At 63.9% G+C, this 23,228-nt stretch carries 18 protein-coding genes; 11 read left to right on the top strand and 7 right to left on the bottom strand.

Features of this window, described 5'->3' with window-relative positions; all coding sequences use genetic code 11:
• Positions 1-72 precede the first annotated feature (72 nt).
• The 6 genes from B5G16_RS10090 (at position 73) to B5G16_RS10060 (ending at position 11,706) form a co-directional block, all read left to right on the top strand.
• Positions 73-3,018, top strand: coding sequence for a SusC/RagA family TonB-linked outer membrane protein (locus B5G16_RS10090; RefSeq protein ID WP_442856545.1), 2,946 nt, complete (start codon positions 73-75; stop codon positions 3,016-3,018).
• Positions 3,019-3,031: 13 nt separating this feature from the next.
• Entirely contained in the window at positions 3,032-4,684 is a 1,653-nt protein-coding gene (locus tag B5G16_RS10085) for a RagB/SusD family nutrient uptake outer membrane protein (protein ID WP_087263617.1), read from the top strand.
• A gap of 18 nt (positions 4,685-4,702) precedes the next feature.
• Positions 4,703-7,132, top strand: coding sequence for a DUF5114 domain-containing protein (locus tag B5G16_RS10080; protein ID WP_087263616.1), 2,430 nt, complete (start codon positions 4,703-4,705; stop codon positions 7,130-7,132).
• Positions 7,133-7,134: 2 nt separating this feature from the next.
• Positions 7,135-8,226, top strand: a complete 1,092-nt coding sequence (locus B5G16_RS10075; protein WP_087263615.1) for a glycoside hydrolase family 53 protein — start codon at positions 7,135-7,137, stop codon at positions 8,224-8,226.
• Positions 8,227-8,276: 50 nt separating this feature from the next.
• On the top strand, positions 8,277-10,670 hold the full coding sequence (locus B5G16_RS10070) for a glycoside hydrolase family 2 TIM barrel-domain containing protein (protein ID WP_087263625.1): 2,394 nt from the start codon (positions 8,277-8,279) through the stop codon (positions 10,668-10,670).
• Positions 10,671-11,013: 343 nt separating this feature from the next.
• A complete protein-coding gene (locus B5G16_RS10060; protein ID WP_087263613.1) occupies positions 11,014-11,706 on the top strand; it encodes an AlkZ-related protein in 693 nt (230 codons plus the stop codon).
• Between the two features lie 59 nt (positions 11,707-11,765).
• Here the strand turns inward: B5G16_RS10060 and fsa are convergent, their stop codons facing one another.
• The 4 genes from fsa to pyrH form a co-directional block, all read right to left on the bottom strand.
• Positions 11,766-12,425, bottom strand: a complete 660-nt coding sequence (gene fsa / locus B5G16_RS10055; protein ID WP_087263612.1) for a fructose-6-phosphate aldolase — start codon at positions 12,423-12,425, stop codon at positions 11,766-11,768.
• A gap of 145 nt (positions 12,426-12,570) precedes the next feature.
• Positions 12,571-13,128: a ribosome recycling factor gene (frr, locus tag B5G16_RS10050; RefSeq protein ID WP_087263611.1), complete on the bottom strand. Its 558-nt coding sequence runs from the start codon at positions 13,126-13,128 to the stop codon at positions 12,571-12,573.
• A 73-nt stretch (positions 13,129-13,201) separates the two neighbouring features.
• A complete protein-coding gene (locus B5G16_RS10045; protein ID WP_087263610.1) occupies positions 13,202-13,810 on the bottom strand; it encodes a TlpA family protein disulfide reductase in 609 nt (202 codons plus the stop codon).
• Between the two features lie 4 nt (positions 13,811-13,814).
• A complete protein-coding gene (gene pyrH, locus B5G16_RS10040) occupies positions 13,815-14,522 on the bottom strand; it encodes a UMP kinase (RefSeq protein ID WP_087263609.1) in 708 nt (235 codons plus the stop codon).
• 79 nt (positions 14,523-14,601) lie between these two features.
• Here pyrH and dxs point away from each other — a divergent pair, with 79 nt between their 5' ends.
• Positions 14,602-16,500: a 1-deoxy-D-xylulose-5-phosphate synthase gene (gene dxs, locus B5G16_RS10035; RefSeq protein WP_087263608.1), complete on the top strand. Its 1,899-nt coding sequence runs from the start codon at positions 14,602-14,604 to the stop codon at positions 16,498-16,500.
• Between the two features lie 109 nt (positions 16,501-16,609).
• On the opposite strand, the gene B5G16_RS10030 is transcribed toward dxs, so the two are convergent.
• Together B5G16_RS10030 and B5G16_RS10025 are read right to left on the bottom strand one after the other, a co-directional pair.
• Positions 16,610-17,365 (bottom strand): YaaA family protein, encoded by a 756-nt coding sequence (locus B5G16_RS10030; protein WP_087263607.1) that lies wholly within the window; start codon positions 17,363-17,365, stop codon positions 16,610-16,612.
• A gap of 36 nt (positions 17,366-17,401) precedes the next feature.
• Complete coding sequence (locus tag B5G16_RS10025; RefSeq protein ID WP_087263606.1) at positions 17,402-18,175, bottom strand: radical SAM protein; 774 nt, start codon at positions 18,173-18,175, stop codon at positions 17,402-17,404.
• A gap of 49 nt (positions 18,176-18,224) precedes the next feature.
• Between B5G16_RS10025 and B5G16_RS10020 the strand changes: the two genes are divergently transcribed.
• Complete coding sequence (locus B5G16_RS10020) at positions 18,225-19,391, top strand: dicarboxylate/amino acid:cation symporter (protein WP_087263605.1); 1,167 nt, start codon at positions 18,225-18,227, stop codon at positions 19,389-19,391.
• 39 nt (positions 19,392-19,430) lie between these two features.
• The gene (locus tag B5G16_RS10015) at positions 19,431-20,402 is read left to right on the top strand and encodes an acyltransferase (protein ID WP_087263604.1); all 972 of its coding nucleotides are present in this window, start codon (positions 19,431-19,433) and stop codon (positions 20,400-20,402) included.
• Between the two features lie 6 nt (positions 20,403-20,408).
• Here B5G16_RS10015 and B5G16_RS10010 read toward each other — a convergent pair whose 3' ends face one another.
• Positions 20,409-21,287, bottom strand: coding sequence for a hypothetical protein (locus B5G16_RS10010; protein WP_087263603.1), 879 nt, complete (start codon positions 21,285-21,287; stop codon positions 20,409-20,411).
• Positions 21,288-21,352: 65 nt separating this feature from the next.
• Between B5G16_RS10010 and B5G16_RS10005 the strand changes: the two genes are divergently transcribed.
• Positions 21,353-22,282: a glycosyltransferase family 2 protein gene (locus B5G16_RS10005; RefSeq protein ID WP_087263602.1), complete on the top strand. Its 930-nt coding sequence runs from the start codon at positions 21,353-21,355 to the stop codon at positions 22,280-22,282.
• Between the two features lie 19 nt (positions 22,283-22,301).
• The gene (locus B5G16_RS10000; protein ID WP_087263601.1) at positions 22,302-23,165 is read left to right on the top strand and encodes an alpha/beta hydrolase family esterase; all 864 of its coding nucleotides are present in this window, start codon (positions 22,302-22,304) and stop codon (positions 23,163-23,165) included.
• The last annotated feature ends 63 nt before the right edge of the window (positions 23,166-23,228 follow it).

Below are 23,228 nucleotides of genomic sequence, written 5' to 3'. Positions count from 1 at the left end.
GCATGGATGACCCATTCGATGGCATCGCTTCTATCCGTTCCGCCGCGGCCCAGGGGCGGAATGCGCAAATCCATGTGGCGCTGCCTGTGTCTGTTGCTTGCCGCGGTTCTGCTCCAACCGACAGGCGTATCCGCCCAGGGGACGAAAAAAGTCGGCGGAATCGTCACCGACGAATCGGGATTGCCGCTGATCGGCGCCACGGTCCAGGTGGTCGGCACCACCGTGGGTACCGCCACGGACCTGAACGGAGCCTATCGGCTGGATGTCCCGGCGACGGCCGCGCAACTGATCGTCTCCTATGTGGGTTATGTCTCGCAGACGCTCGACATCACCGCCGAAGTCATGAACATCACGCTGCGCACCGACGCCCAGAGCCTCGAAGAGGTCGTGGTGATCGGCTATGGCGTGCAGAAAAAGAATGACCTGACAGGCTCGGTGGCTTCGGTAAGCAGCAAGGATTTCAACGAAGGACTCATCTCCTCGCCCGAACAGCTCATCAACGGCAAGGTCTCGGGCGTGCAGATCCTCTCGGGCGGCGGCTCCCCGACCTCGGGAAGCACGATCCGCATCCGCGGCGGCGCCTCGCTGAACGCCTCGAACGATCCGTTGATCGTCCTGGACGGCGTGCCCCTCGAAACGGGCGGCATGAGCGGCATCGACGCCAATTTTTTGAGCCTGATCAACCCCGGGGACATCGAGTCGATGACCGTCCTGAAGGACGCCTCGTCGACGGCCATCTACGGATCGCGCGCCTCGAACGGCGTCATCATGATCACCACCAAGAAGGGCTCGGGCAGCGACCGTCTGAAAATCAACTTCTCGACCACCCTCTCCCTGCAACAACGGACCCGGACGGCCGAGATGCTCTCCTACGGCGATTTCGTGAATACGGCCCGGTCGATCGGCGCGGGCGACCTGCTGGGTGACGCCCGCACGGACTGGAACGACGCCATCTACCGCACGGCCTTCGGCACGGACAACAACCTCAGCGTGGCCGGTCGCTTCACGCCGAACTTCCCGTTCCGTGTCTCGGTGGGCTACTACAACCAGGACGGCATCGTGCTGACCGACAACGCCACCCGCTATACGGGGAACGTGACGTTGAGCCCGTCGTTCTTCGACAACTACCTGAAATTCAACATCAGCGCCAAGGGCGCCATCAACCGCAACCGCTACGCCCCGGCCTCGTCGGCGATCTACAACGCCACGGTGGCCGATCCCACGCAACCGATCCGTTCGGGCAGCGACGCCTTCGGCGGATATACGGAGGTCGTCACCGACGGCGTGCCCAACCCCAATGCACTGGTGAACCCCGTGGGTCTGCTCAACCAGACGGACTACCACGACAACGTGAAGCGCTTCATCGGCAACCTCGACATGGATTACCGCATGCACTTCCTGCCGGACCTGAAACTGCACATGACCGTCGGCTACGACTATGCCACGGGTAAAAGTTCGAACTACGTCCCGGCCGAAGCGGCCTCGAACTACCGCACGGGCGGTCTCCATACGCCCGTCGGACCCAACAGGAACGTCAACCGGCTCTTCACGGCCTACCTGAACTACAACAAGGAGATCGCCTCGATCCGGTCGACCATCGACGCCACGTTCGGTTACGACTACCAGTACTGGAAGGCCACGACGGCCGCCGGCGACAGCTACAACGCCGCGGGCGAGAGCCTCAACTCGGCATGGAAGGCCGGCGATCAGCGCCACGTGCTGCTCTCCTACTACGGACGCCTGAACTACGCGTACGACTCCCGCTACCTGCTGACGGCCACCGTGCGCCGCGACGCCTCGTCGCGTTTCGCCAAGGATCAGCGCTGGGGCACGTTCCCCTCGGTGGCCCTTGCCTGGCGGCTCTCGCAGGAGTCGTTCCTGCGCCGGAGCAAGACGGTCAGCGACCTGAAACTCCGCGTTTCATACGGTGTGACGGGACAGCAGGACGGTATCGGCAACTACGGCTATCTGCCCGTCTACTACCCCTCGTCGGGCACCAACTCCCAGTACATCGTCGGCGGGTACGGCAACTACGGCAGCTACCTGCAACCCGGCGCCTACGTCTCCGACCTGACGTGGGAGACCACCCGCTCGTGGAACGCCGGACTCGACTTCGGGTTCTTCAACAACCGCCTGTCGGGAAGCGTCGACTACTACACCCGGCAGACGAGCGACCTGCTGGCCACGGTCCCCACGGCCGCCGGCACGAACTTCACGCGGACGATCACCACGAACGTCGGAAATGTCGACAGCAAGGGCGTGGAGGTCAACCTCAACGCCGTACCCGTCGACACGAAGGACTGGACATGGAACCTCTCGGCCAACCTGACCTGGCAGCGGGTCGAGATCACGAACCTCTCGCTGGTCGAAGGCGCCGAGGTGGCCCCGACGCTCGTCGGCGCCGAGATCGACGCCAAGCAGGTGCAGGCCTTCGCCGTGGGACAGACTCCCTACGCCTTCTACGTCTACAAACAGGTCTACGACGAGAACGGACGGCCGCTCGAAGGGGTGTATGCCGATCTGAACGGCGACGGACAGATCAACATCGACGACCGTTACTTCTACCACTCGCCGTCGCCGGACCTGATGCTGGGATTCAGCACGTCGCTGCGCTGGAAACGGCTGACCTTCTCCACGTCGCTGCGCGCCAGCCTGGGCAACTATGCCTACAACGCCACGGCGGCCAACAACGGAGCGCTGGAAACGATGAAATATGCCGTTTCGCAGCTCTACAACCTCTCGACGAGCTACCTCGACACGGGCTTCAAGACGCGCCAGATCTACTCCGACTACTACGTCGAAAACGCCTCGTTCCTGAAAATGGACAACCTGATCCTCGGGTATGACTTCGGACGCCTGTTCCACGACACGGTGGGTCTGAGCCTGTCGTTCATGGTGCAGAACGTCTTCACCATCACGAACTATACGGGCGTCGACCCCGAAATCTCGGGCGGCATCGACCAAAGTTTCTATCCCCGACCCCGGATCTTCTCGTTGAGTGTGGGCCTTACCTTCTAAACCGATGAAAACCATGAAACGAATCTTTCATACCATAGCTCTTTCCGCCCTGCTGCTGACCGGCGCCGTCTCGTGCGTGGGCGACCTGGACCAGTATCCGCATACGGACACCACCTCGAAGGACGTCTACACGAGCGCCGACAACTATCAGGCGGTACTCTCGGGCATCTACGCCGCGATGATCCAGCGCATCAGCAGCGTCTCGTCGGAGACCCGCAGCCAGAACTACCTGCGCGTGCTGTGGATGTTCCAGGACTGCTCGACCGACGCCCTCGACGACGTGTGGCTGGCCGGCGAGAGCCTGACCGACATCAACAATCTCTCGTGGAGCGCGGGCGACCCCTGGGTCTCGGCCATGTACTACCACATCTACAACATCGTGGCCATGTGCAACGAGCTGATCCGCAACGCCTCGGACGACCGGATCGCCGGCTACTCCGAAGCCGACCGCACCCGGATCGTCACCTGCCGCAACGAGGCGCGGTTCCTGCGCGCCTGGGCCTACTCCCACGCGCTGGACTTCTACGCGAAGATGTCGTTCATCACGGAGAAGGACCCCGTGGGCTCCTACATCCCGACGATCTACGACCGCCGGCAGATGTTCGACTACCTGACCGGTGAGCTGCGGTCGTTCGCCGACGAGCTGCCCACGACCAACTACGGACACGCCAACCGCGGTGCCGCCTGGGCGCTGCTGGCACGCCTCTACCTCAACGGCGAGGTCTACACCGGCCAGTCCTACTGGACGGAGTGCATCGCCGCCTGCCACGAGGTGATGAAGGAGGGCTACTCGCTGGAAAGCGACTACGCGAAGCTCTTCAATGCCGACAACCACCTGCGCACCAACGAGATCATCTTCGCGCTGGCCTGCGACGGAACCCACACGACGACGTGGGATGCCACGACGTTCATCACCTGCGGTTCGGTGCTTCAAAATTTCGCCGACTACGAGAAGGTCTACGGCACGAAGGATTCCGGAGCCTGGGACTGCCTGCGGGCCCGGCCCGATCTGGTCGACCGGTTCGAGAGCGGTGACAAGCGGGCCTTGTTCATCTCCCACGACCGTCAGCCCTATGCCGACCGGGAGAGCTATCTGGCGGAGGGCTATTACGAAAAGGCCGGAGATACGGAGTATGTCTACCGGGACCGCGAGAAGGACATCGCCTCGCACGACAACGTGGAGACGGGCTGGCGCGTCTGCAAATGGACGAACCTCACGGACGGCGGCGAGAGCGCCAGTCTGTGCAGCGACGGAGGCGGCGCGAACACCGACTTCCCGGTCTTCCGGCTGGCAGACGTCTATCTGATGCTGGCCGAGGCCGTCGTCCGGGGCGGCGAGGGGGCCACACGCCCCGAGGCGTTGAGGCTGGTGAACCAGGTGCGGACCCGCGCCTACGGAGGCAGCCAGACGGGAAACATCGCCGATGCCGACCTCACGCTCGATTTCCTCTGCGACGAGCGCCTGCGTGAATTCTACATGGAGTGCCAGCGCCGCACGGACCTGATCCGTTTCGGCCGCTACACGTCGGGCTACCAGTGGCAGTGGAAGGGCGGCGTGCAGGAGGGTTGCGACGTCGATCCGAAATACGCCTACCTGCCGATTCCCGAAGCCGAGCTCTCGGCCAATCCGGAGTTGCAGACGGCCAATGCCGAATTAGGATACTAACCAAAGAACGATTCAACCATGAAAAAGATACATTTTTTGATCGGAGCGCTGGCTCTTCTTCTGGGCGCCTCCTGCTCGAAGGACGGCGAGATGCTGACGGCCTCGCTTCCGGGCGAGGAGGGGATCACCATCGGGTCGGTCGACACCGAGATCGTCCTCGACAAGGAGAACGCCTCGGCCCTGGCCCTGACGCTCTACTGGGATGCCACGGGTGATCTGGTATTGAGCAATCCCGACGCCCAGGTTCCCGCCGACGTGGTCTCCCAGACGTTGCAGTTCGCCGCCGAGGAGAGCTTCGCCGAACCCTACGAGGCGCTGATGACCACCGGCGCGACGTCGGTGCAGTACACCGTTTCGCAACTCAACGCGATCGTCTCGCGCCTGGGATTCGAGGGCGGCGCGGCCGCTCCGCTCTACGTGCGGATGAAGACCCGGCTGGGCGGGAACTCCGAGCCCCGCTACGGCAACGTCCTGCAATTCACCGTAACGCCCTACTTCATCGACATGTCGCAGATTGCCATCCGTTCGAAGGACAGCGGCACGGACGTGGCAGCAATTCCCGCCCTGACCGACGGGGAGTATGCCGGACTGGCGACGATCTCCTCCTCGTGGCTGAACTTCTACTTCGTCGAAGGGGACGGCACGGCCTGGGGCACGCTCAACGACGGCAGCGCCGGAACAGCCTTCGCCCTGCAACAGACCACCGACCTGACCAGCTGGAACTGCTGGTTCCCCGAACCGACCGGCTGCTACTACGTGACGATGAGCACCTCGGCGGCCGAATGGACGGCCACCTCCATCCCGGAGCCGACCGTTCAGGTAGACGACGCTTCACTGGCCATGACCTACCACAAGGCGCAGGACACGTGGAGCTGCGTGATCACCACGACGGGCGACAACGCGGCGATCGGTCTGGTCCAGAGCGGCAGTCTCTACAACCGGTCGACGGGCGATTCCGCACCGGTGGAGCGTACGCTTTCGCTCGTGGCGGGCGCCGACGGAGCGTTCACCGTAGCCGACGGAAGCGCAGCTTCGGGCCTCACGGCGGGTGCCGCCGGGACCTACACGCTGCTGCTCGACCTCACGAACCGGAGCCTGACGCTGGCCGAAGGCGAGGTCGAGGTCGGCGGCGGGGACGAGGAGGATGACCAATGGCCGGAGGATCCCGCATACGCGGTTCCGACGGGCGACAAGGTCTACATCTACAACCTCGACGGCGACAAGAACCCCACAACGGTTGCCGGGACGCTGGCCGCTGCGGGCAGCGGCACCTACGAGGGCTTCATCTACTTCTCGGCGTGGTACAACTTCAAGTTCGGCGACACGGACGACGCCTCGACGGCGAAGTTCTACGGTGCGGCACCGTTGAGCGACAATTCGGGTCTCTACCGCCTCTATACGGGCGAAGACATGTACGCGATCTGGTACGACGACGGCACGGGCGCCTACTGCCACGTGACGGCGGACTTCAACGAACGGACGTGGAGCTGCGAGGCCGTCACGTCGCTCGAAGTGCTCGGCTCGTTCAACGGCTATACGGAGAACGCGAACGAAATGAGCTTCGATACGGCGACGCGGACCTGGACGGCGACTATCCAGGCTGCGGAGTGGGGTTCGGGCTTCTACCTGCGGCTCAACGACGACTGGAACCGCTGCTACACGGATCTCGATCTGGACGGACGACTCGAATTCCGCACGTCGAGCACCGGCAGCGAATTCCTGCCCGCCGGGCTCGAAGCGGACCGGAGCTACCGGCTGACGGTCGATCTGAACGACCCGGAGAACCTCACCTATACGATCGTTGCGGACGAGGGCGGCGAGGAGCCGGCCCCGGAATATCCCGAAACGCTCTACGCCTACTACTGCTGGAAGACGAAGTATGCCGAGCAAATGGCCTCGCGACTGATTTCGACCGGCACGGACGGCCACTACGCGGGCTATATATCAACATCGAGTTCGTGGGATGACGAGGTACACACCAACTTCGTATTCAGCGACTCGGCCCTTCCGAACGACGGGACAATTTACGGCACGCTTTCCGGTTCGCAGTTCGTTCTCGACACGTCGGAGAGCTCCTACGCCGCCTGGTTCACGAATCTGGGGCTGAACCGCGTGACGGTCGACCTGACCACCGGTTCCTGGACCGAAGAGGCGCTTCCGATCGCCGTGACGGGCACGTTCAACAACTGGTCGCTGACGGCCAACCCGATGGCCTTCGACCTCGCGACCCTGACGTGGCAGGCGACATGCACCGTCCCGGAGATCGGCGACGGCATCCAGATCGTGCTGGGCGACAACTGGAACTACAAGTACGGCGGAGCGGACGGAGTGCTCGTGGAAGCCGACAACAATAACAACATCCAACCCGCGGAGACCGGAACCTACCTCATCACGGTAGACCTGCGCAATGCCGGGAACCTTACCTACACGCTGACAAAACAGGAATAACCATGAAACGCAAGAAAGATATGCTGCTGACACTGATGGCCGCAGCGCTCCTGATGGGAGGCTGCGCCGAAGAACCGAATCCCGACTACACGCCTGCGGAGCCCGCAGCACCGGTCGAGATCGACCGCACGGCCTTCGCCCGCGGAGCCGACATCAGCTGGGTCACCCAGCTCGAATCCGAGGGCAACACCTTCGCCACGGCCGACGGCGTGACGATGGAGTGCACGGCGCTGATGAAGACGCTCGGCATGAATGCCATCCGGCTGCGCGTGTGGGTCGACCCCGAGGGCGGCTGGTGCTCCGAGGGCGACGTGCTGGTCAAGGCCCGCCGGGCGCAGGCGCTCGGCATGCGGCTGATGATCGACTTCCATTACAGCGACACGTGGGCCGATCCGGGCAAGCAGGTGATTCCCGCGGCGTGGCTCGACCTGGATGCCGAGGGGCTGAAACAGGCCGTGGCCGACCATACGAAGGAGGTGCTGTCGCTGCTCAAAGCCAACGGCGTCGAGGTCGAGTGGGTGCAGGTGGGCAACGAGACGACGAACGGCATGCTTCGCCACCTGTCGCTCAACGCCGACGGCACGGCCGGCGAGGAGTCGACGGTCGGTGGCGGTCTGCGCAGCAATCCGGCCAACTATGCGGCCTACACCACGGCGGGCTACGACGCCGTGAAGGAGATCTATCCCGACGCGAAGGTGATCGTGCACGTCGACCGCGGACACACCGTCTCCTACGCCCGCAACGTCTTCAACGCGCTCGAAGCCTACGGCGGCAAGTACGACATCATCGGTCTTTCGCTCTATCCCGGAGCGGACTGGGAGTCGCTCACGCAGTCGTGCGTGGGGAACATCATGACGCTCTACAACGAGTTCGGGCACGACGTGATGATCTGCGAGGTCGGCATGCCGTGGGACGACGCCGCCACGGCGCGCGAGATGCTCACCTACCTGATCACCAACTCCCGCGCCACGGGCCATTGCCTGGGGGTCTTCTACTGGGAGCCCGAGGCCCCGGCCGGCTACAACGGAGGCTATACGCTCGGCGCCTTCGACAACGGACGTCCCACCGAGGCGCTCGACGCCTTCAAAGAGTAACGGCCGTGAGCGTACGCATCATTTTGGGAGTGCTTGCCGCGCTGTGCGGGATGCTTCCGCTCGACGGGCATCCGCGCAGCGAGCGGCTGCTCCGGGCGTGGGAGTTCCGCCCCGGGCATGATACCGACGCCGCGACGGGATGGCAGCAGGTCCGGATCCCGCACGACTGGGCGATCTACGGACCGTTCGACCGGCAGAACGACCTGCAAGTCGTGGCCGTGGAGCAGAACGGCGAAAAGGAACAGACACTCAAAACCGGCCGCACCGGCGGGCTTCCCTTCATCGGCAAGGGAAGCTACCGGACGACGGTCTCGATTCCGGACACCGCCGGACGGAGCCACGTGCTGCTCTTCGACGGCGCGATGAGCAACGCCCGCGTGCGGGTGAACGGCCGCGAGATCGCCTACTGGCCCTACGGCTACAATTCGTTCGTCGCGGACCTGACGCCGGTCGCCGTACCCGGCGAGAACCGGATCGAGGTGTTGTTGGAAAACTTCGAGAAGGCTTCGAGATGGTATCCCGGAGCGGGTCTCTACCGGAACGTGCATCTGATCTCCACGGGCAAGGTCCACATTCCGGTCTGGGGGACCCGCATCACCACGCCCGTCGTTCACGACGATTATGCCGGCGTTGCGCTGGAAATCGAGGTCGCAGGGCTTGCGAAGCACCAGAGCGTCGACATCGTCACCGACATTCTCGACGCCGCGGGCAACGTCGCCGCCACGGGCCGCAACCGCTACGTCTACCGCGGCCAGCGCTTCACGCAGCAATTTCTGGTGAACGAACCGCAGTTGTGGTCGCCCGAGTCGCCGACCCGCTATACGGCCCGCACGCGGATCGAACGCAACGGAGAGGTGCTCGACGAGTACGAAACGCCGTTCGGTATCCGCACGCTGGAATACGTCCCCGAAAAGGGGTTCTTCCTGAACGGCCGCCCGACGAAATTCAAGGGCGTGTGCAACCACCACGACCTGGGGCCGCTGGGGGCCGCCGTCAACCGTTCGGCGCTCCGCTACCAGATCGAGCTGTTGAAGGAGATGGGCGCCAACGCCATCCGCACGGCCCACAACATGCCGGCCCCCGAGCTGGTCGAGCTGTGCGACGAGATGGGCATGATGCTGATGGTCGAGCCCTTCGACGACTGGGGCTTCCGCCCCAAGTCGCCCAACGGCTACGGACGCTTCTTCACGGAGTGGGCCGAACGCGACATGACCAACATGGTCCGGGCCTACCGCAATGCGCCGTCGGTGGTCATGTGGTCGATCGGCAACGAAGTACCGTCGCAGTGGGGACCGGACGGAATGGACGAACTGGTGATGCTGCGCGATCTGGTGCACCGCCTCGACCCGACGCGCCCCGTGACCTGCGGCATGGACCAGATCGGCGCCGTGCTGGACAACGGCTTCGCCGCAGCCCTCGACATCCCGGGCTTCAACTACAAGCCGCAATACTACGACGAAGCCTGCGAGCGGCTGCCGCAGCGGATGATCCTCGGATCGGAGACCGCCTCGACGGTCTCGTCGCGCGGCATCTACCACTTCCCGGTCACGTTTGCCGAGCACAATCAGGTGCTCCATCCGGACCATCAGTCGTCGAGCTACGACAACGAGTCCTGCTCGTGGTCCAACACGCCGGATCTCGACTTCGCCCGGGACGACGACCACGACTGGGTGCTCGGACAGTTCGTCTGGACGGGCTTCGACTACCTCGGGGAGCCTTCGCCCTACGACACCGACGCCTGGCCGAGCCACAGCTCGCTCTTCGGGATCATCGACCTGGCCTGGCTGCCCAAAGACCGCTACTGGCTCTACCGCGCACAGTGGAACGACCGCAAGGAGACGCTCCACGTGCTGCCGCACTGGACCTGGCCGGGCCGCGAGGACGAGATCACGCCGGTCTTCGTCTACACCTCCTGGCCGAAGGCCGAGCTCTTCGTCAACGGCAAGAGCCGGGGCATCCGCGAGAAGGCGACGTCGGGCGATCCCGTGCAGCGCTACCGGCTGATGTGGAACGACGTGCGTTACGAGCCCGGCGAAATCCGCGTCGTGGCCTACGACGCCGAGGGCCGGCAAACGGCAGAGCGCATCGTGCGCACGGCCGGCAAGGCCCGCCGTCTGGTCCTGACCCCGAACCGAAAGCAGCTGACGGCCACGGGCGACGACCTGCTCTATGTGACCGTGGAGGTCGAGGACCGCGACGGCAACCGGGTTCCGACCGACACGCGGACGGTCTCGTTCCGGGTCGAAGGGGCCGGGACGTTCGAAGCCACGGCCAACGGCGATCCGACGTGTACGATGTCGTTCCAGGAGCCGCGGATGAAGTTGTTCAGCGGGGCTGCGACGGCAATCGTTCGCTCATCGCAGAAGCCCGGCACGGTAAGGTTCACCGCCTCGGCCCCGGGCGTGCAATCCGCCAGCATGGAGATTCCGGTGGTCGGCGAGTGATCGTCCGGGATCTTCCGACCGTCAGACCGAGACGGCGACGAGCGCCACAGCCGCCGCCCGCAGGAAGGCTCCCGGATCCAGGGCTGCCTTCTCCGAAACCGGGAGGGAGTCGTCTTTCGAAGAGGGCTCCCTCCCGGTTTGCAGCCGGCGGCTCGCGGCAGGGTCCCGTTCCGCCGATTCGGTCTTGTCCGGAAGCCGGCACCGCACCCGATGCAGGAAAAATTCACCCGCAGGAGCGCTGTCATCTGAAAATTTAACGGTAAATTTGTGAGAAAGAATCCCCGCGGAGAATCGGCCGGAAGATGCGGATCCGGAACCGCGGCGGCTCAAAGCACGAAAAGCGATGAAACGACTCTTGAACAGTTCGGCCGATGTCGAGACACGTTGCCGGGAGTGGGGTTTCCTGCCCTTCTTCCGGTGCGGCATTCCGGGCTTCTCGATCGAGGAGACGATCGCCCCGGAGTATTGGTTCACCGACGAGGAGGGGGCCTGGGAGTGGAAAGGCCCCATCATCCGCGAAGGACATTGCGCCTACGGGAAATTCTTCAACCGCAAGGCGGGTTTCGTCAGCCGGGAGTGGCTGCCCGACTGGCTCAACTACCGGCGTTCGCGACCGCTGGCCCCCGACGAGGACACCGCGGCGCTGGACGACGTGGTCATGCAGACCATCCTGACCGAGGGCACGGCCACCATCCGGGAGCTGCGCCGGATGCTCGGATTCGCCAGGGGCCGCGGACGCCGCACGGCGGCGGATCCCGAAGCGGATGTGGCCGAGGAGGAGAAAATCGCACTGGACCCGATCCTGACGCGGTTGCAGATGGAGATGCGGCTCGTGATCGCCGATTTCGAATACAACCTCGACCGCCACGGCAACCCTTACGGCTGGGGCGTAGCCCGCTATACGGCGCCGGAGACACTCTATGGCCGGCTTGCAGCCGACTGCCCGCCGTCCGAATCGTTCGCACGCCTGTACGACCATTTCCGGCGGCTGCTCCCCGACGCTCCCGAAAGCCGGCTGCGGAAAATCATCGGATAAGCGAAAGGCGGCATGCTCTCGGAGCATGCCGCCTTCGGTTCAGGAAGACCCCACGTCCGTCACGCCTGATTCACGCGGGCATGGTCGGCCAGGAACTGTTTCAGACCGCTCTCGGTGAGCGGATGTTTCAGCAATCCCAGGATGGCGGCAAGCGGACACGTGACCACGTCGGCCCCGGCATCCATGCACTGCACGATATGGCGGGTATGGCGGATGGAGGCGGCCAGCACCCGGGTTCTGAATCCGTAGGTGCGATAGATGCGGACGATGTGCGCGACCAGCTCTACGCCGTCCTCCGAGATGTCGTCGAGGCGCCCGACAAAGGGTGAAACATAGGTTGCGCCGGCTTTGGCGGCCAGCAGCGCCTGCCCGACCGAAAAGACCAGCGTACAGTTGGTCCGGATACCCATCTCCGTAAAGCGGGTGATGGCGCGGATGCCGTCGGCCGTGCAGGGGACCTTGACGACGATGTGCGGATCGAGGGCGGCAAGGGCTTCGCCTTCACGCAGCATGCCCTCGAAATCGGTCGCAATCACCTCGGCGCTCACATCGCCGCCGACGATGCGGCAGATTTCGACGTAATGGCGGTTGCAGGCCTCCTGCCCGCGGATGTTTTCCCGGGCCATGAGCGACGGATTGGTCGTCACACCGTCGAGCACGCCCAGTTTGTGGGCTTCGCGAATCTGTTCGAGATTCGCCGTGTCGATAAAGAACTTCATAGGAACGAGGTTTAGGGTTGGCTGAATAAAGATACGAAAAAATCCTGCTCTCCCGTCGACACGGGCACAAAAAATCCCGGCAGCCGTCTCCGGCAGCCGGGAAGCCGACAGGGGATCCCCTTCCGACGGGAATCCCGACGGTGCATTATACCGTCATGATCTCCTTCTCCTTCTTGGCCAGCACCTCGTCGAGGGCTTTCGAGAACTTTTCAAGGAGTTTCTGCAACTGGGTCTCGCCGTCTTTCGACTCATCCTCGGGCATGCCCTCCTTCTGCGCCTTCTTGAAGGCGTCGACGGCTTCGCGCCGGGCGTTCCGCAGGCTGATCCGGGCCGTTTCGGCCTCGGCGCGCACCTGTTTCACCAGCTCCTTGCGGCGCTCCTCGGTCAGCGGCGGAATCGTCAGGCGGATGGTCTCTCCGTTGTTCGAGGGGGTCAGTCCGATGTTGGAGTCGATGATCGCCTTTTCGATCGGACGCAGCATGTTCTTGTCCCAGGGTTGGATCAGGATGGTCTTGGCATCGGGAACGGTGACGCTGGCCGTGCCCGACACGGGCATCTGCGAGCCGAAATAGTCGACCATCACGCCGTTGAGCACATTGGGTGAGGCTTTGCCGGCACGCACGTTGAGCAGTTCCTCCTCCAGGTGGTCGATGGCTTTCTGCATGCGCGCGGAGGCGTCGTTGAGAATCGTTTTGGTATCCATAGCGGTATCAAATTTGAATTATTGGCATCTGCATATCTCCCCGTCCCCGGCAGTTGCGGGAGGCATCCGCGCCCTACTTTTCGCAGGGCGTATCCTCGCCGAGCGCGGCCTCGACGGAGCGGATCAGCTCCTCGAATTCGGACTTTTCGAATCCGACCGTGGCCGAGACGACCCGGCCGTCGGCGTCGATGAGGAAGTTGCGGGGGATGTAATTGGCGGCGTAGCGTTTGTAGACGCTCTGCGTGGAGTCGAGGCCCATGGGGAATTCATAACCGGTTTTCTCCCGGAAGGCGGCGACGGTTTCGCGGCTCTCTCCGCGCGAAACGGGCAGGAAGACGAACGGACGTCCGGCGAAACGGTCGATGAGCTCCGTCTGGACATGCGTCAGCTCCTCGCGGCAGGGCGGGCACCACGTGGCCCAGAAGTTGAGCAGCACGACCTTGCCGCGGAGATCGGCGAGCGTGACACGGCTGCCGTCGAACATCTCCACGGTGAAGTCGGGCGCCTGATCCCCGGCCTTGACGAGCGTCGCGGCCTCGATTTCGGAGTCGGGGTTCCGGTCGGGAGCGGCCGCACCGTCGCCCGAAGGCAGCAGCGCGATGACGGCGATAACGGCGACGAGCAGCGCCAGGAGGATCCACAGCTGGCGGTTGTTTTTTCTGCGGGGTTTCCGGATGGTCATGGCATCAGTGTTTTATGAGGGTTCCGATGGGTTCTCCGGCAAGGACCTTGCCGAGGTTGCCCGGGGTGTCCATGTCGAAGACGATGATTTCGAGTCCGTTCTCGCGGCAGAGCGTGAAGGCCGTGAGGTCCATGACTTTCAGTCGGCGGTCGAGGACCTCCTCGAAGGTGATCTCGGCGAATTTCGTGGCCGCAGGATCCTTCTCGGGATCGGCCGTGTAGACGCCGTCGACGCGCGTGCCCTTCAACAGCACGTCGGCCTCGATCTCGATGCCGCGCAGCGCCGAGGCCGAGTCGGTGGTGAAATAGGGATTCGAGGTCCCGCCGCCGATGATGACCACGTAGCCGGCTTCGAGGTACTCGATGGCGCGGGCCTTGGAGAAGTACTCGCCGATGGGCTCCATGCGGATCGAGGTGAGCACCTTGCACTTGACGTCGTTGTCTTCGAGCGCCGATTGAAGAGCCAGGGAGTTGATGACCGTGGCGAGCATGCCCATCTGGTCGCCCTTCACACGGTCGAAGCCCTTTCTGGCCCCGGAGAGCCCGCGGAAAATGTTGCCGCCGCCGATGACGATGCCGATCTGCACGCCCGTCTGCACGGCGTCGCGGATCTGCGCGGCGTAGGATTGCAGCACCTCGGGCGAAAGCCCGTATTTCTGGGTTCCTTGGAGCGATTCGCCGCTCAATTTCAGGAGAATCCGTCTGTATTTCATGTGCGAGTCGATTTACCGTAATGCGAAGATAGGAAAATTTTCGAAAAAATTCCCTATAATTTCGTATCTTTGTCTGCTCATGGCTTCCGAAGATTACAAACTGCTCGGACGGGTTTCGTCGCCGCAGGAGCTCAAAAGGCTCTCGCCGGAGGAGCTGCGCCGTTATTGCGACGAGCTGCGCCGCTACATCATCGAGGAGTGCTCGGTCAACCCGGGGCACCTGGCGTCGAGTCTCGGAGCCGTGGAACTGGCCGCGGCGCTGCACTACGTCTTCGACACGCCCGAAGACCGGATCGTCTGGGACGTCGGACACCAGACCTACGCCCACAAGATCATCACCGGACGCCGCGAAGCCTTCCGCACCAAACGCCAGCTGGGCGGCATCAGCGGATTCCCGCGCATGACCGAAAGCGAGTACGACGCCTTCGGGGGCGGACACGCCTCGGTGTCGATCTCGGCAGCCTTCGGCATGGCCAAAGCCGCGGAGCTGCGCGGCGAGAAACACCAGGTGGTGGCCGTGATCGGCGACGGCTCGATGACCGGCGGCCTGACCTTCGAGGGGCTCAACAACGCAGGAGCCTCGAAACAGACCAACCTGCTGGTGATTCTCAACGACAACCACATGGCCATCGACCAGGCCACGGGAGCCCTGAAAAACTACCTGCTGAAAATCTCCACGTCGGTGCACTACAACCGCTTCAAACAGCGGCTGTGGGGCATCCTCTCGCATACGCCGCGGCTGCTGCGCCTCTGCCAGAAGGCGGGCAACGCCGTGAAACAGGGGCTGCTGAACAACAGCAACCTCTTCGAGAGCCTCAACTTCCGCTACTTCGGGCCCGTGGACGGCCACAACCTCAACGAACTGGTCCGGACGCTCCGGGCCCTGCGCGAAATCGAGGGTCCGAAGCTGCTGCACGTCATGACGGTAAAGGGCAAGGGCTACCTCCCGGCCGAACACGACCAACCGGCCTGGCACGCCCCGGGGCGCTTCAACCCCGAAACGGGACAGCGCATCGCGCCGCCCCCGGGTCCGGCGCGTTATCAGGACGTTTTCGGCGAAACACTGCTCGAACTGGCCCGGCAGGACCGGCGCGTCGTGGGCGTCACGCCCGCCATGCCGACCGGCTGTTCGATGAACATCCTCCTGCGCGAAATGCCCGACCGCTGCTTCGACGTCGGGATCGCCGAAGGCCACGCCGTGACCTTCTCGGCGGGACTCGCCGCCGCGGGGATGGTGCCCTTCTGCAACATCTACTCGACCTTCATGCAGCGCGCCTACGACAACGTGATCCACGACGTGGCGATTCAGGACCTTCCGGTGGTGATGTGTCTCGACCGCGGAGGGCTGGTCGGCGAGGACGGCGTCACCCACCACGGCGTCTTCGACATGGAGGCCTTCCGGGCCATCCCGGGGTTGACGATCGCCGCCCCGATGAACGAACCCGAACTGCGCAACCTCATGTACACGGCCCTGCAATTCGGCCACCCCTTCATGATCCGCTACCCGCGCGGGAACGGCGAGGGGATGCCGTGGCGCGGCGAGCCGTTCGCGACGCTGCCCGTGGGACGCGGGCGGCAGCTGCGCGACGGCGCGGACGTGGCGGTGCTGACGATCGGCACGGTCGGGAACGACGCCGCACGGGCCGTCGAACGCGCCGCGGCCGAAGGCATTGAGGCGGCCCATTACGATCTGCGCTTTGTGAAACCGCTGGACGAGGTGCTGCTCGACGAGGTGGGACGCCGCTTCCGGCGGGTCATCACCGTCGAGGACGGATGTCTGCGGGGCGGGGTCGGCGAAGCCGTGACGGTCTTCTTCGCGTCGCGCGGATACGACGTGCAGGTCACGCGCCTCGGCATCGGCGACCAATGGGTGGAGCACGGCACGCCGGCACAGCTGAAAGCCTTGTGCGGCTATGACGAGGAGAGCATCCTCCGGACGCTGCTGGCAAACGGCTCCGGCAAAGGCCCGACCGAATAGCATTCCGGCTCCCCGCCGATCGGCGAGGGTCATCCGAACGTCTCCGGGAGCAATTATACTTTTTATTTATCGGGGAATGCGGATCTGCCGCGGAAAAGGCGGCACAGCCCTACATCGTAAAGAGCCAGTCATCGCCGCGGCTGCCCGCCGGATCGAACCGAAACCCCTCCCATTCGAACGTTTTCACGATTTCGGGATCGTTGATCCGGTTTTTCAGCACGAACCGCGTCATCTCGCCGCGGCACATCTTCGTATAGACCACAACGGTTCGCAGCCGTTCTCCCTCGCGGATGCGGAACTCGGGCGTAAGGACCCGCACCTCGCGGCAGAGACGCCGCCAGTCGAAGAGGCGTTTCATCTCCGCACTGGCCAGATTCAGCAACAGGCCGTCATCGGCCCGAATTTTGTCCAGGAACAGATCGGTGAGACGCTGCTGCCAGAAGGCGAAGCGCGTCTCCTCGTCGCCGCCGGGCAGGATGGCGTCGCCTTCGAGCCGATAGGGTCGGATGGCATCCAGCGGACGGAGCAGCCCGTAGAGAAACGACGTGATATTCAAATGATTCTGGGCATATTCGAAATCCGCATCCGTGAAGGAGGAGGGATCGAGCCGCTTGAAGACGATCCCCGTATAGGCCGCCAGGGCCGGCAGGGTTTCGGCATCGTGAAACGAGGCATAACGGCGGCGGTTCTCGGAGGCGATCGCGCGGTTCACGCGCAGGATCCGCGCCAGATCGTCGGCCGGGAGTGACGCCAGGGCTGCGGCCGCCGCATCGGCTTCGGCCCGGAACAGGGGTTCGGTCGTGCGGGGCGGACGGAGGGCCGTGCGGTCGGCCATCGTCTTGGCACAGGAGAGCAGGATCTGCATGATTCTACGATCGTGAAGCGGATTTGGGAAACGGGGTCAGGCCACCGAACAGGGGATGCCCAGCGCCTCGACCCGGGCGGCAATGCGCAGCAACTCCTCGCGGGATACCTTTTCGAGCGTCGGGCAGGGGGTGTCGCGGTCGAGCGAGTAGACCATCACCTGCCGCGGGCGGATCTCAGCGACGAGCCGCAGCCACGCCGCGACCTCCTCCCCGGTGGTGTTGTCGATGCGTTCGCCATTGCACGTGCCGCGCAGAAACATCGTTTGCAGAATCATGTGTCCCTCGAAGCGCTTCATCCGCGCAACGATGTCGCGCACCGTATAGTTCGGGTTCTGCGGGTTGTCGATCCGCCGCACCGTAGCGTCGAACGCCGAATCGAGTTTCAGGATGTTGTTGTCCACGCGCAGCAGCGCCCGGCGGACATCGTCGCGGTGGATCTGCGTGGCATTCGACAGCACGGAGACCTTCGCCCCGGGGCAGTAGCGGTCGCGCAGCGCCAGCGTGTCGTCGATCACCCCCTCGAAATCGGGGTGCAGCGTCGGTTCGCCGTTCCCGGCGAAGGTGATGACATCGGGCGGCGTACCGGCTTCGGACATGCGCCGCAGCGCGCTTTCGAGGTGCGCGCGGACCTCCTCCCGGGCGTTGAAACGCCGTCCTCCGGGATGCTCGGCGTTCCACCCGCACTCGCAGTAGATACAGTCGAACGAGCAGAGTTTCGACTCCGTGGGCAGGAGATTGACCCCGAGCGAGAGGCCCAGACGCCGCGAATGAACCGGGCCGTAGATGATGTCGTGATAAAGCGCTGTCATACGGCAAAAGTAACTAATTTTTTCGTACCTTTACAAAAATCGTTCTCCGATGAAGCGAAAATTCGGTCTTCTGCCGCGCGTCCTCCTGGCCATCGGGCTGGGCATCGCCTGCGGCTGTTTCACGCCCGGATGGGTGGCCCGCGTGGCGCTGACGTTCAACGCCGTCTTCGGGCAGTTTCTCGAATTCGTCATCCCGCTGCTGATCTTCGGGCTGGTGGCGCCCGGTATCGCCGACCTCGGGCGCAGCGCCGGACGGCTGCTGGCCCTGACCGCGGCGCTGGCCTACGGCTTCACGCTGATCTCCGGGTTCGGGACCTTCTTCGCCGGACGCGCCCTCTTCCCGTCGCTGCTCGCCGGAGCGGAGACCGCCCTCCCCGAGGAGAGCGTCGCCCTGACCCCCTACTTCACCATCGAAATGCCGCCCGTCATGGGCGTGATGTCGGCGCTGATCCTCGCCTTCGTCCTCGGGCTCGGCATGGCCTACACCCACTCCGTGACGCTGAAATCCGCCCTCGACGACTTCAAACGCATCATCGAACTGGTGATCGTACGGGTCATCATCCCGCTGCTGCCGTTCTACATCTTCGGCATCTTCCTCTCGATCACACAATCGGGGCAGGTGGCCGCCGTGATGGGAGTCTTCGTGAAGCTCATCGTCGTGATTTTCGCGCTGACCCTCGTGCTGCTCCTCTTCCAGTTCTCGGTGGCGGGGCTCGCGGCCCGGCGAAACCCGCTGCGGATGCTGCGCACGATGCTCGCCGCCTACGTCACGGCCCTCGGCACGCAATCCTCCGCGGCGACGATCCCCGTGACGCTCGAACGCACGCTGCGGCTCGGCGTGCGTCCCGAACTGGCATCGTTCGTCATCCCGCTGTGCGCCACGATCCACCTGTCGGGCTCGATGATGAAGATCACGGCCTGTGCCCTGGCCGTCTCGATGATCGCCGGACTGGATCTGTCGGCGGGGACCTTCGCGGGTTTCATCCTGCTGCTGGCCGTGACGATGGTCGCGGCCCCGGGCGTGCCGGGCGGGGCCATCATGGCCGCGCTGGGGCTGTTGGAGTCGATGCTCGGGTTCGACGAAACGCTCTGCGGACTGATGATCGCCACCTACATCGCCATGGACAGTTTCGGCACGGCGACCAACGTCACGGGCGACGGCGCCGTGGCGGTCATCGTCGACGCCATCGACCGGAAACGGAGAAAGACGGCATAAAGAGAGGTTTTTATTCCGGTTTTCACTACCTTTGCAGGGATGATCTCCACCGACGACATATTCCGCCTGCCCGAGGGCGATCCGGCGGTCTTCGACGCCGCGGCACTGGAACTCTTCCGCTTCCAGGCCGCGGCCTGTCCCCCCTACCGCGAATACCTCGAACGCATCGGCGTCCGATGCGGGGACGTCCGCGAATTCCGCGCGATCCCCTTCCTGCCCATCGAACTCTTCAAGAGCCACGAGGTCTACTGCGCTCCGGAACCTCCCGAAGCGGTCTTCACCTCGTCAGCCACCACCGGCATGGTCCCTTCGCGCCATCCGATGCGTTCGCTGGCCCTCTACGAGCAGGCCTTCCGCGGGGCGTTCCGCACCTTCTACGGCGAACCGGCGCGGTGGAGCCTCTATGCCCTGCTGCCCAACTACCTGCGGCGCAAGGGCTCCTCGCTGGTCTACATGGCCGACCGGCTGATCGCCGACTGCGGCTCGGGCGGGTTCTATCTCGACGACTGCGACGCCCTGCTGCGCGACATGGCCGCCGACCCGAAGCCAAAGATTCTGTTAGGAGTAAGCTATGCGTTGTGGGATCTGGCGGAGCGATACGCCCCGAAACTGCGGGACACCATCGTCATGGAGACCGGCGGCATGAAGGGATACCGCGAGGAGATCCCCAAGGAGGAGTTCCACCGCATTCTGTGCGACGCCTTCGGCGTCGAAACCATCCACTCGGAGTACGGCATGGCGGAGCTCACCTCGCAGGCCTACTCGCAGGGCGGGAACCGCTTCCGCTGTCCGGCGTGGATGCGGGTCGTCTGCCGCGACGTGAACGACCCCTTCGACCTGCTCCCGGCCGGGAGCCGCGGCGGATTGAACATCGTCGACCTGGCCAACCGCTGGTCGTGCGCCTTCATCCAGACGCAGGATGTCGGGCAGGTCGCCGCGGACGGATCGTTCGTCGTCGAAGGCCGCATCGACCACGCCGAAATCCGCGGCTGCAATCTGCTGGTACAATAAGAGGGATCAACCCCGTTCGTAGGCGTCGATGAGCGACCCGCGCGTGTGGTTGATGATCCGCGCCCCGAGATGCTTCGCATAGCGGGCCAGCACCTCATGTCCCCGGAAGAGTTCGCACTTCTCGGCCAGATAGGCATGAACCGTATAGGGACGCGGCGGATTCGAGGCCGTGAACAGCAGGGGTTTCAACTCCGGTTCGGCGTCGTAGAAATAGGTCCGGCGCATGCAGGTCCGGTTCTGTCCGTCGACGCAGAAGCCGTCGAAGAAGGTATGGTCCACACCGTAGAGGTGCAGGGTCCGGTAGCCCAGGTGCAGGGCGATGAACTCCCCGTTCTGGATCACCGACCCGAAATTCCCGTTGCCCCAGCCGTGGCGGTAGCAGAAGAATTCCAGCGACGGAAAGCCGCAATAGAGCTGCGAATGGAAGGGCACGATCCGGATCTGCGGATTGGGAAGGGCGGCCCGGTAGTCGAAACGGTCGGGGTTGTAGTACTGCACGTAGAGCGTCATCGGCCACGTGACCCGCTCGTTGAGCGTCGCATAGAGGCGTTGCACCCGGTCCCAGTCGCAGCAGCGGCGGAAGAACGTCGGGTCCGAAAGCACGTAGTATTTGGGGCGCACGAGGGTGAAGCGTTCGTCCTCGGCGAAGTAGTTCACGGCCAGAAAATCCTTGTGCAGATGCTCCTCGCGGGCGATCAGCTCCGGAAGTTCGTCGCGCAGCGACGGACCGTTGGCCAGCAGCACGATCTCGTCGGAGGGCGTACCCTGCGGTCCGGCCCGGCGGATGTAGTCGCGGAAGTTCTCCTTGACGGCCATCACGGCGAAATAGAACGCCGTATCGTAAAGATTACGCAGGAAACGGTCCAGTTTTTCGAATGCGGTCATGCCTCGGGGATTTTCTTGCAAATGTAGCAAAAGATCGGTATCTTCGCAAAAAATCAGCCGTACAGATGTCGAAGCCCACCTTCTCGGTCATCATCCCCCTCTACAACAAGGAGTGCGAAATCGAAGGTACGATCCGCTCGGTGCTCTCCCAGACGCGCCTGCCCGACGAAATCGTCGTCGTGGACGACGGATCGACGGACCGCAGCGCCGGGATCGTGCAGCGGATCGACTCGCCGCTCATACGGCTCGTCGCGCAGCCCAACGCCGGGGAGTGTGCCGCCCGCAACCGCGCCATCGCCGAAGCCCGCGGCGAATACCTCGCCCTGATAGATGCCGACGATGAGTGGGAACCCGGGTTCCTGGCCGAAATCGAGGCGATGATCGGCGAATTCCCCGGATGCGGACTCTACTGCACGGGCTTCTCGGTCGTCAGCCACGACGGCCTATTCCCCGCCCGGGGGCTCGACCGCCGGGGCGTGGTCGGAAACTTCTTCCGCGACTCCGCCCACCGCTACATCGCCATCCCCTCGGCCAGCTGCATTCCCCGCGAGGTCATCGACACGGTCGGCGGATTCCCCGAAGGGATGAAGATGGCCGGCGACCTCTACATGTGGATCAAGATCGCACGCCGCTACCGGGTCTGCTACTCGCCCGAACGGCTCGCCCGATACTCGAAGGTGGCCTCGAACCGCTCGGCAACCAGCTATACCCCCGAACGGACCGCCTACTCGTTCGAAGAGCTCTACGACCCGGCTGCCCCCGAGGAGGAGCGGGAGTTCATTGCCCGGGCCGCCCTGGGCAAAGCCTTGATCCAGAGCGTGAAGGGCGGAACCGAAGAGGCGCGCCGCGCCGCCCGGGTCTTCGGGTGGACGAAGGTCTACCGCCGCACGCTGCGCAAGGTCCGGCTGCTGAACCTCCTGCCGGTACGCTGGCGCGGCCCGCTGCTCGATCTTTACAATGCCGTAGCGTGGCGGCTGGCCCGGAAAGGATTATGAAAAACACCATTCGATAACCATGAAAACACTGCTGAAAACACTGCTGACGGTACTCCTGCTGTATGGCGCCACGGGCGTCACGGCCCAGGAGACCCGCACCGAAACCCTCCGTTCCGGCGGAGTCGAGCGAACCTATCGCCTGCACCTGCCGGCCAACCTGCCCGACAATGCCCCGCTGGTCATCGTCCTGCACGGATACGGAGGAGATGCCAATCCCGAAGCCTTCGGAATGAACGCAACGGCCGACCGCCACGGATTCGCCGTCTGCTATCCGCAGGGCGAACGCGACAGCCGCGGCAAACGGGGCTGGAATGTGGGTTATCCGTCCCAGGCAGAGATGCCGATCGACGACGTGCAATTCCTCGAAGAGCTGATCGGCCATCTCCACCGGCATTACGGATTGAGCCGCCGCAACGTCTTCTGCACCGGCATGTCGAACGGCGGAGACATGTGTTACCTGCTCGCCGCGCAACGTCCGGATCTCTTCGCGGCCCTGGGGCCCGTAGCAGGCTTCATGTCGGTTGCTATCCTGCGGGAGGACAAGTCATTGCAGCCCGTGCCGCTGTTCGAAATCCACGGAACGGCAGACCCCACGACGCGTTGGGAGGGCGACCTGACGGGCGAGGACGGTTGGGGTGCCTATCTCCCGATCCCGATGGCCGTTGGATACTGGGCCGCCAAAAACAAATGTCTCGAACACCGCATCGACACCCTGCCACGGGGTGCCGACGGACTGCAAGTCATCGCACACCGCTACACGGGCGGCACCGACGGCAACGAAGTATGGCTCTACGAAACCCTCGGCGGCAAACACTCGTGGAAAAAGACCGGCGTGGACACCTGCGAGGAACTTTGGCGCTTTTTCAGCCGCTACGTTCGATAGGCCGCCGGTCCACCGACCACAAAAAAAGGGTTCCGCCCCGCATGGGGTGGAACCCTTCGTCAT

Origin of the sequence: Alistipes sp. An66 (assembly GCF_002161445.1) — a bacterium.
GTDB classification, from domain to species: Bacteria; Bacteroidota; Bacteroidia; order Bacteroidales; family Rikenellaceae; genus Alistipes; species Alistipes cottocaccae.
This window is presented reverse-complemented; position numbering and strand designations above follow the sequence as displayed.

Bases quoted from the DNA above. Each gene is read 5' to 3' on its own strand.
- B5G16_RS10090 (WP_442856545.1), top strand. From the start codon at position 73: ATGTGGCGCTGCCTGTGTCTGTTGCTTGCCGCGGTTCTGCTCCAACCG.
- B5G16_RS10085 (WP_087263617.1), top strand. From the start codon at position 3,032: ATGAAACGAATCTTTCATACCATAGCTCTTTCCGCCCTGCTGCTGACC.
- B5G16_RS10080 (WP_087263616.1), top strand. From the start codon at position 4,703: ATGAAAAAGATACATTTTTTGATCGGAGCGCTGGCTCTTCTTCTGGGC.
- B5G16_RS10075 (WP_087263615.1), top strand. From the start codon at position 7,135: ATGAAACGCAAGAAAGATATGCTGCTGACACTGATGGCCGCAGCGCTC.
- B5G16_RS10070 (WP_087263625.1), top strand. From the start codon at position 8,277: ATGCTTCCGCTCGACGGGCATCCGCGCAGCGAGCGGCTGCTCCGGGCG.
- B5G16_RS10060 (WP_087263613.1), top strand. From the start codon at position 11,014: ATGAAACGACTCTTGAACAGTTCGGCCGATGTCGAGACACGTTGCCGG.
- fsa (WP_087263612.1), bottom strand. From the start codon at position 12,425: ATGAAGTTCTTTATCGACACGGCGAATCTCGAACAGATTCGCGAAGCC.
- frr (WP_087263611.1), bottom strand. From the start codon at position 13,128: ATGGATACCAAAACGATTCTCAACGACGCCTCCGCGCGCATGCAGAAA.
- B5G16_RS10045 (WP_087263610.1), bottom strand. From the start codon at position 13,810: ATGACCATCCGGAAACCCCGCAGAAAAAACAACCGCCAGCTGTGGATC.
- pyrH (WP_087263609.1), bottom strand. From the start codon at position 14,522: ATGAAATACAGACGGATTCTCCTGAAATTGAGCGGCGAATCGCTCCAA.
- dxs (WP_087263608.1), top strand. From the start codon at position 14,602: ATGGCTTCCGAAGATTACAAACTGCTCGGACGGGTTTCGTCGCCGCAG.
- B5G16_RS10030 (WP_087263607.1), bottom strand. From the start codon at position 17,365: ATGCAGATCCTGCTCTCCTGTGCCAAGACGATGGCCGACCGCACGGCC.
- B5G16_RS10025 (WP_087263606.1), bottom strand. From the start codon at position 18,175: ATGACAGCGCTTTATCACGACATCATCTACGGCCCGGTTCATTCGCGG.
- B5G16_RS10020 (WP_087263605.1), top strand. From the start codon at position 18,225: ATGAAGCGAAAATTCGGTCTTCTGCCGCGCGTCCTCCTGGCCATCGGG.
- B5G16_RS10015 (WP_087263604.1), top strand. From the start codon at position 19,431: ATGATCTCCACCGACGACATATTCCGCCTGCCCGAGGGCGATCCGGCG.
- B5G16_RS10010 (WP_087263603.1), bottom strand. From the start codon at position 21,287: ATGACCGCATTCGAAAAACTGGACCGTTTCCTGCGTAATCTTTACGAT.
- B5G16_RS10005 (WP_087263602.1), top strand. From the start codon at position 21,353: ATGTCGAAGCCCACCTTCTCGGTCATCATCCCCCTCTACAACAAGGAG.
- B5G16_RS10000 (WP_087263601.1), top strand. From the start codon at position 22,302: ATGAAAACACTGCTGAAAACACTGCTGACGGTACTCCTGCTGTATGGC.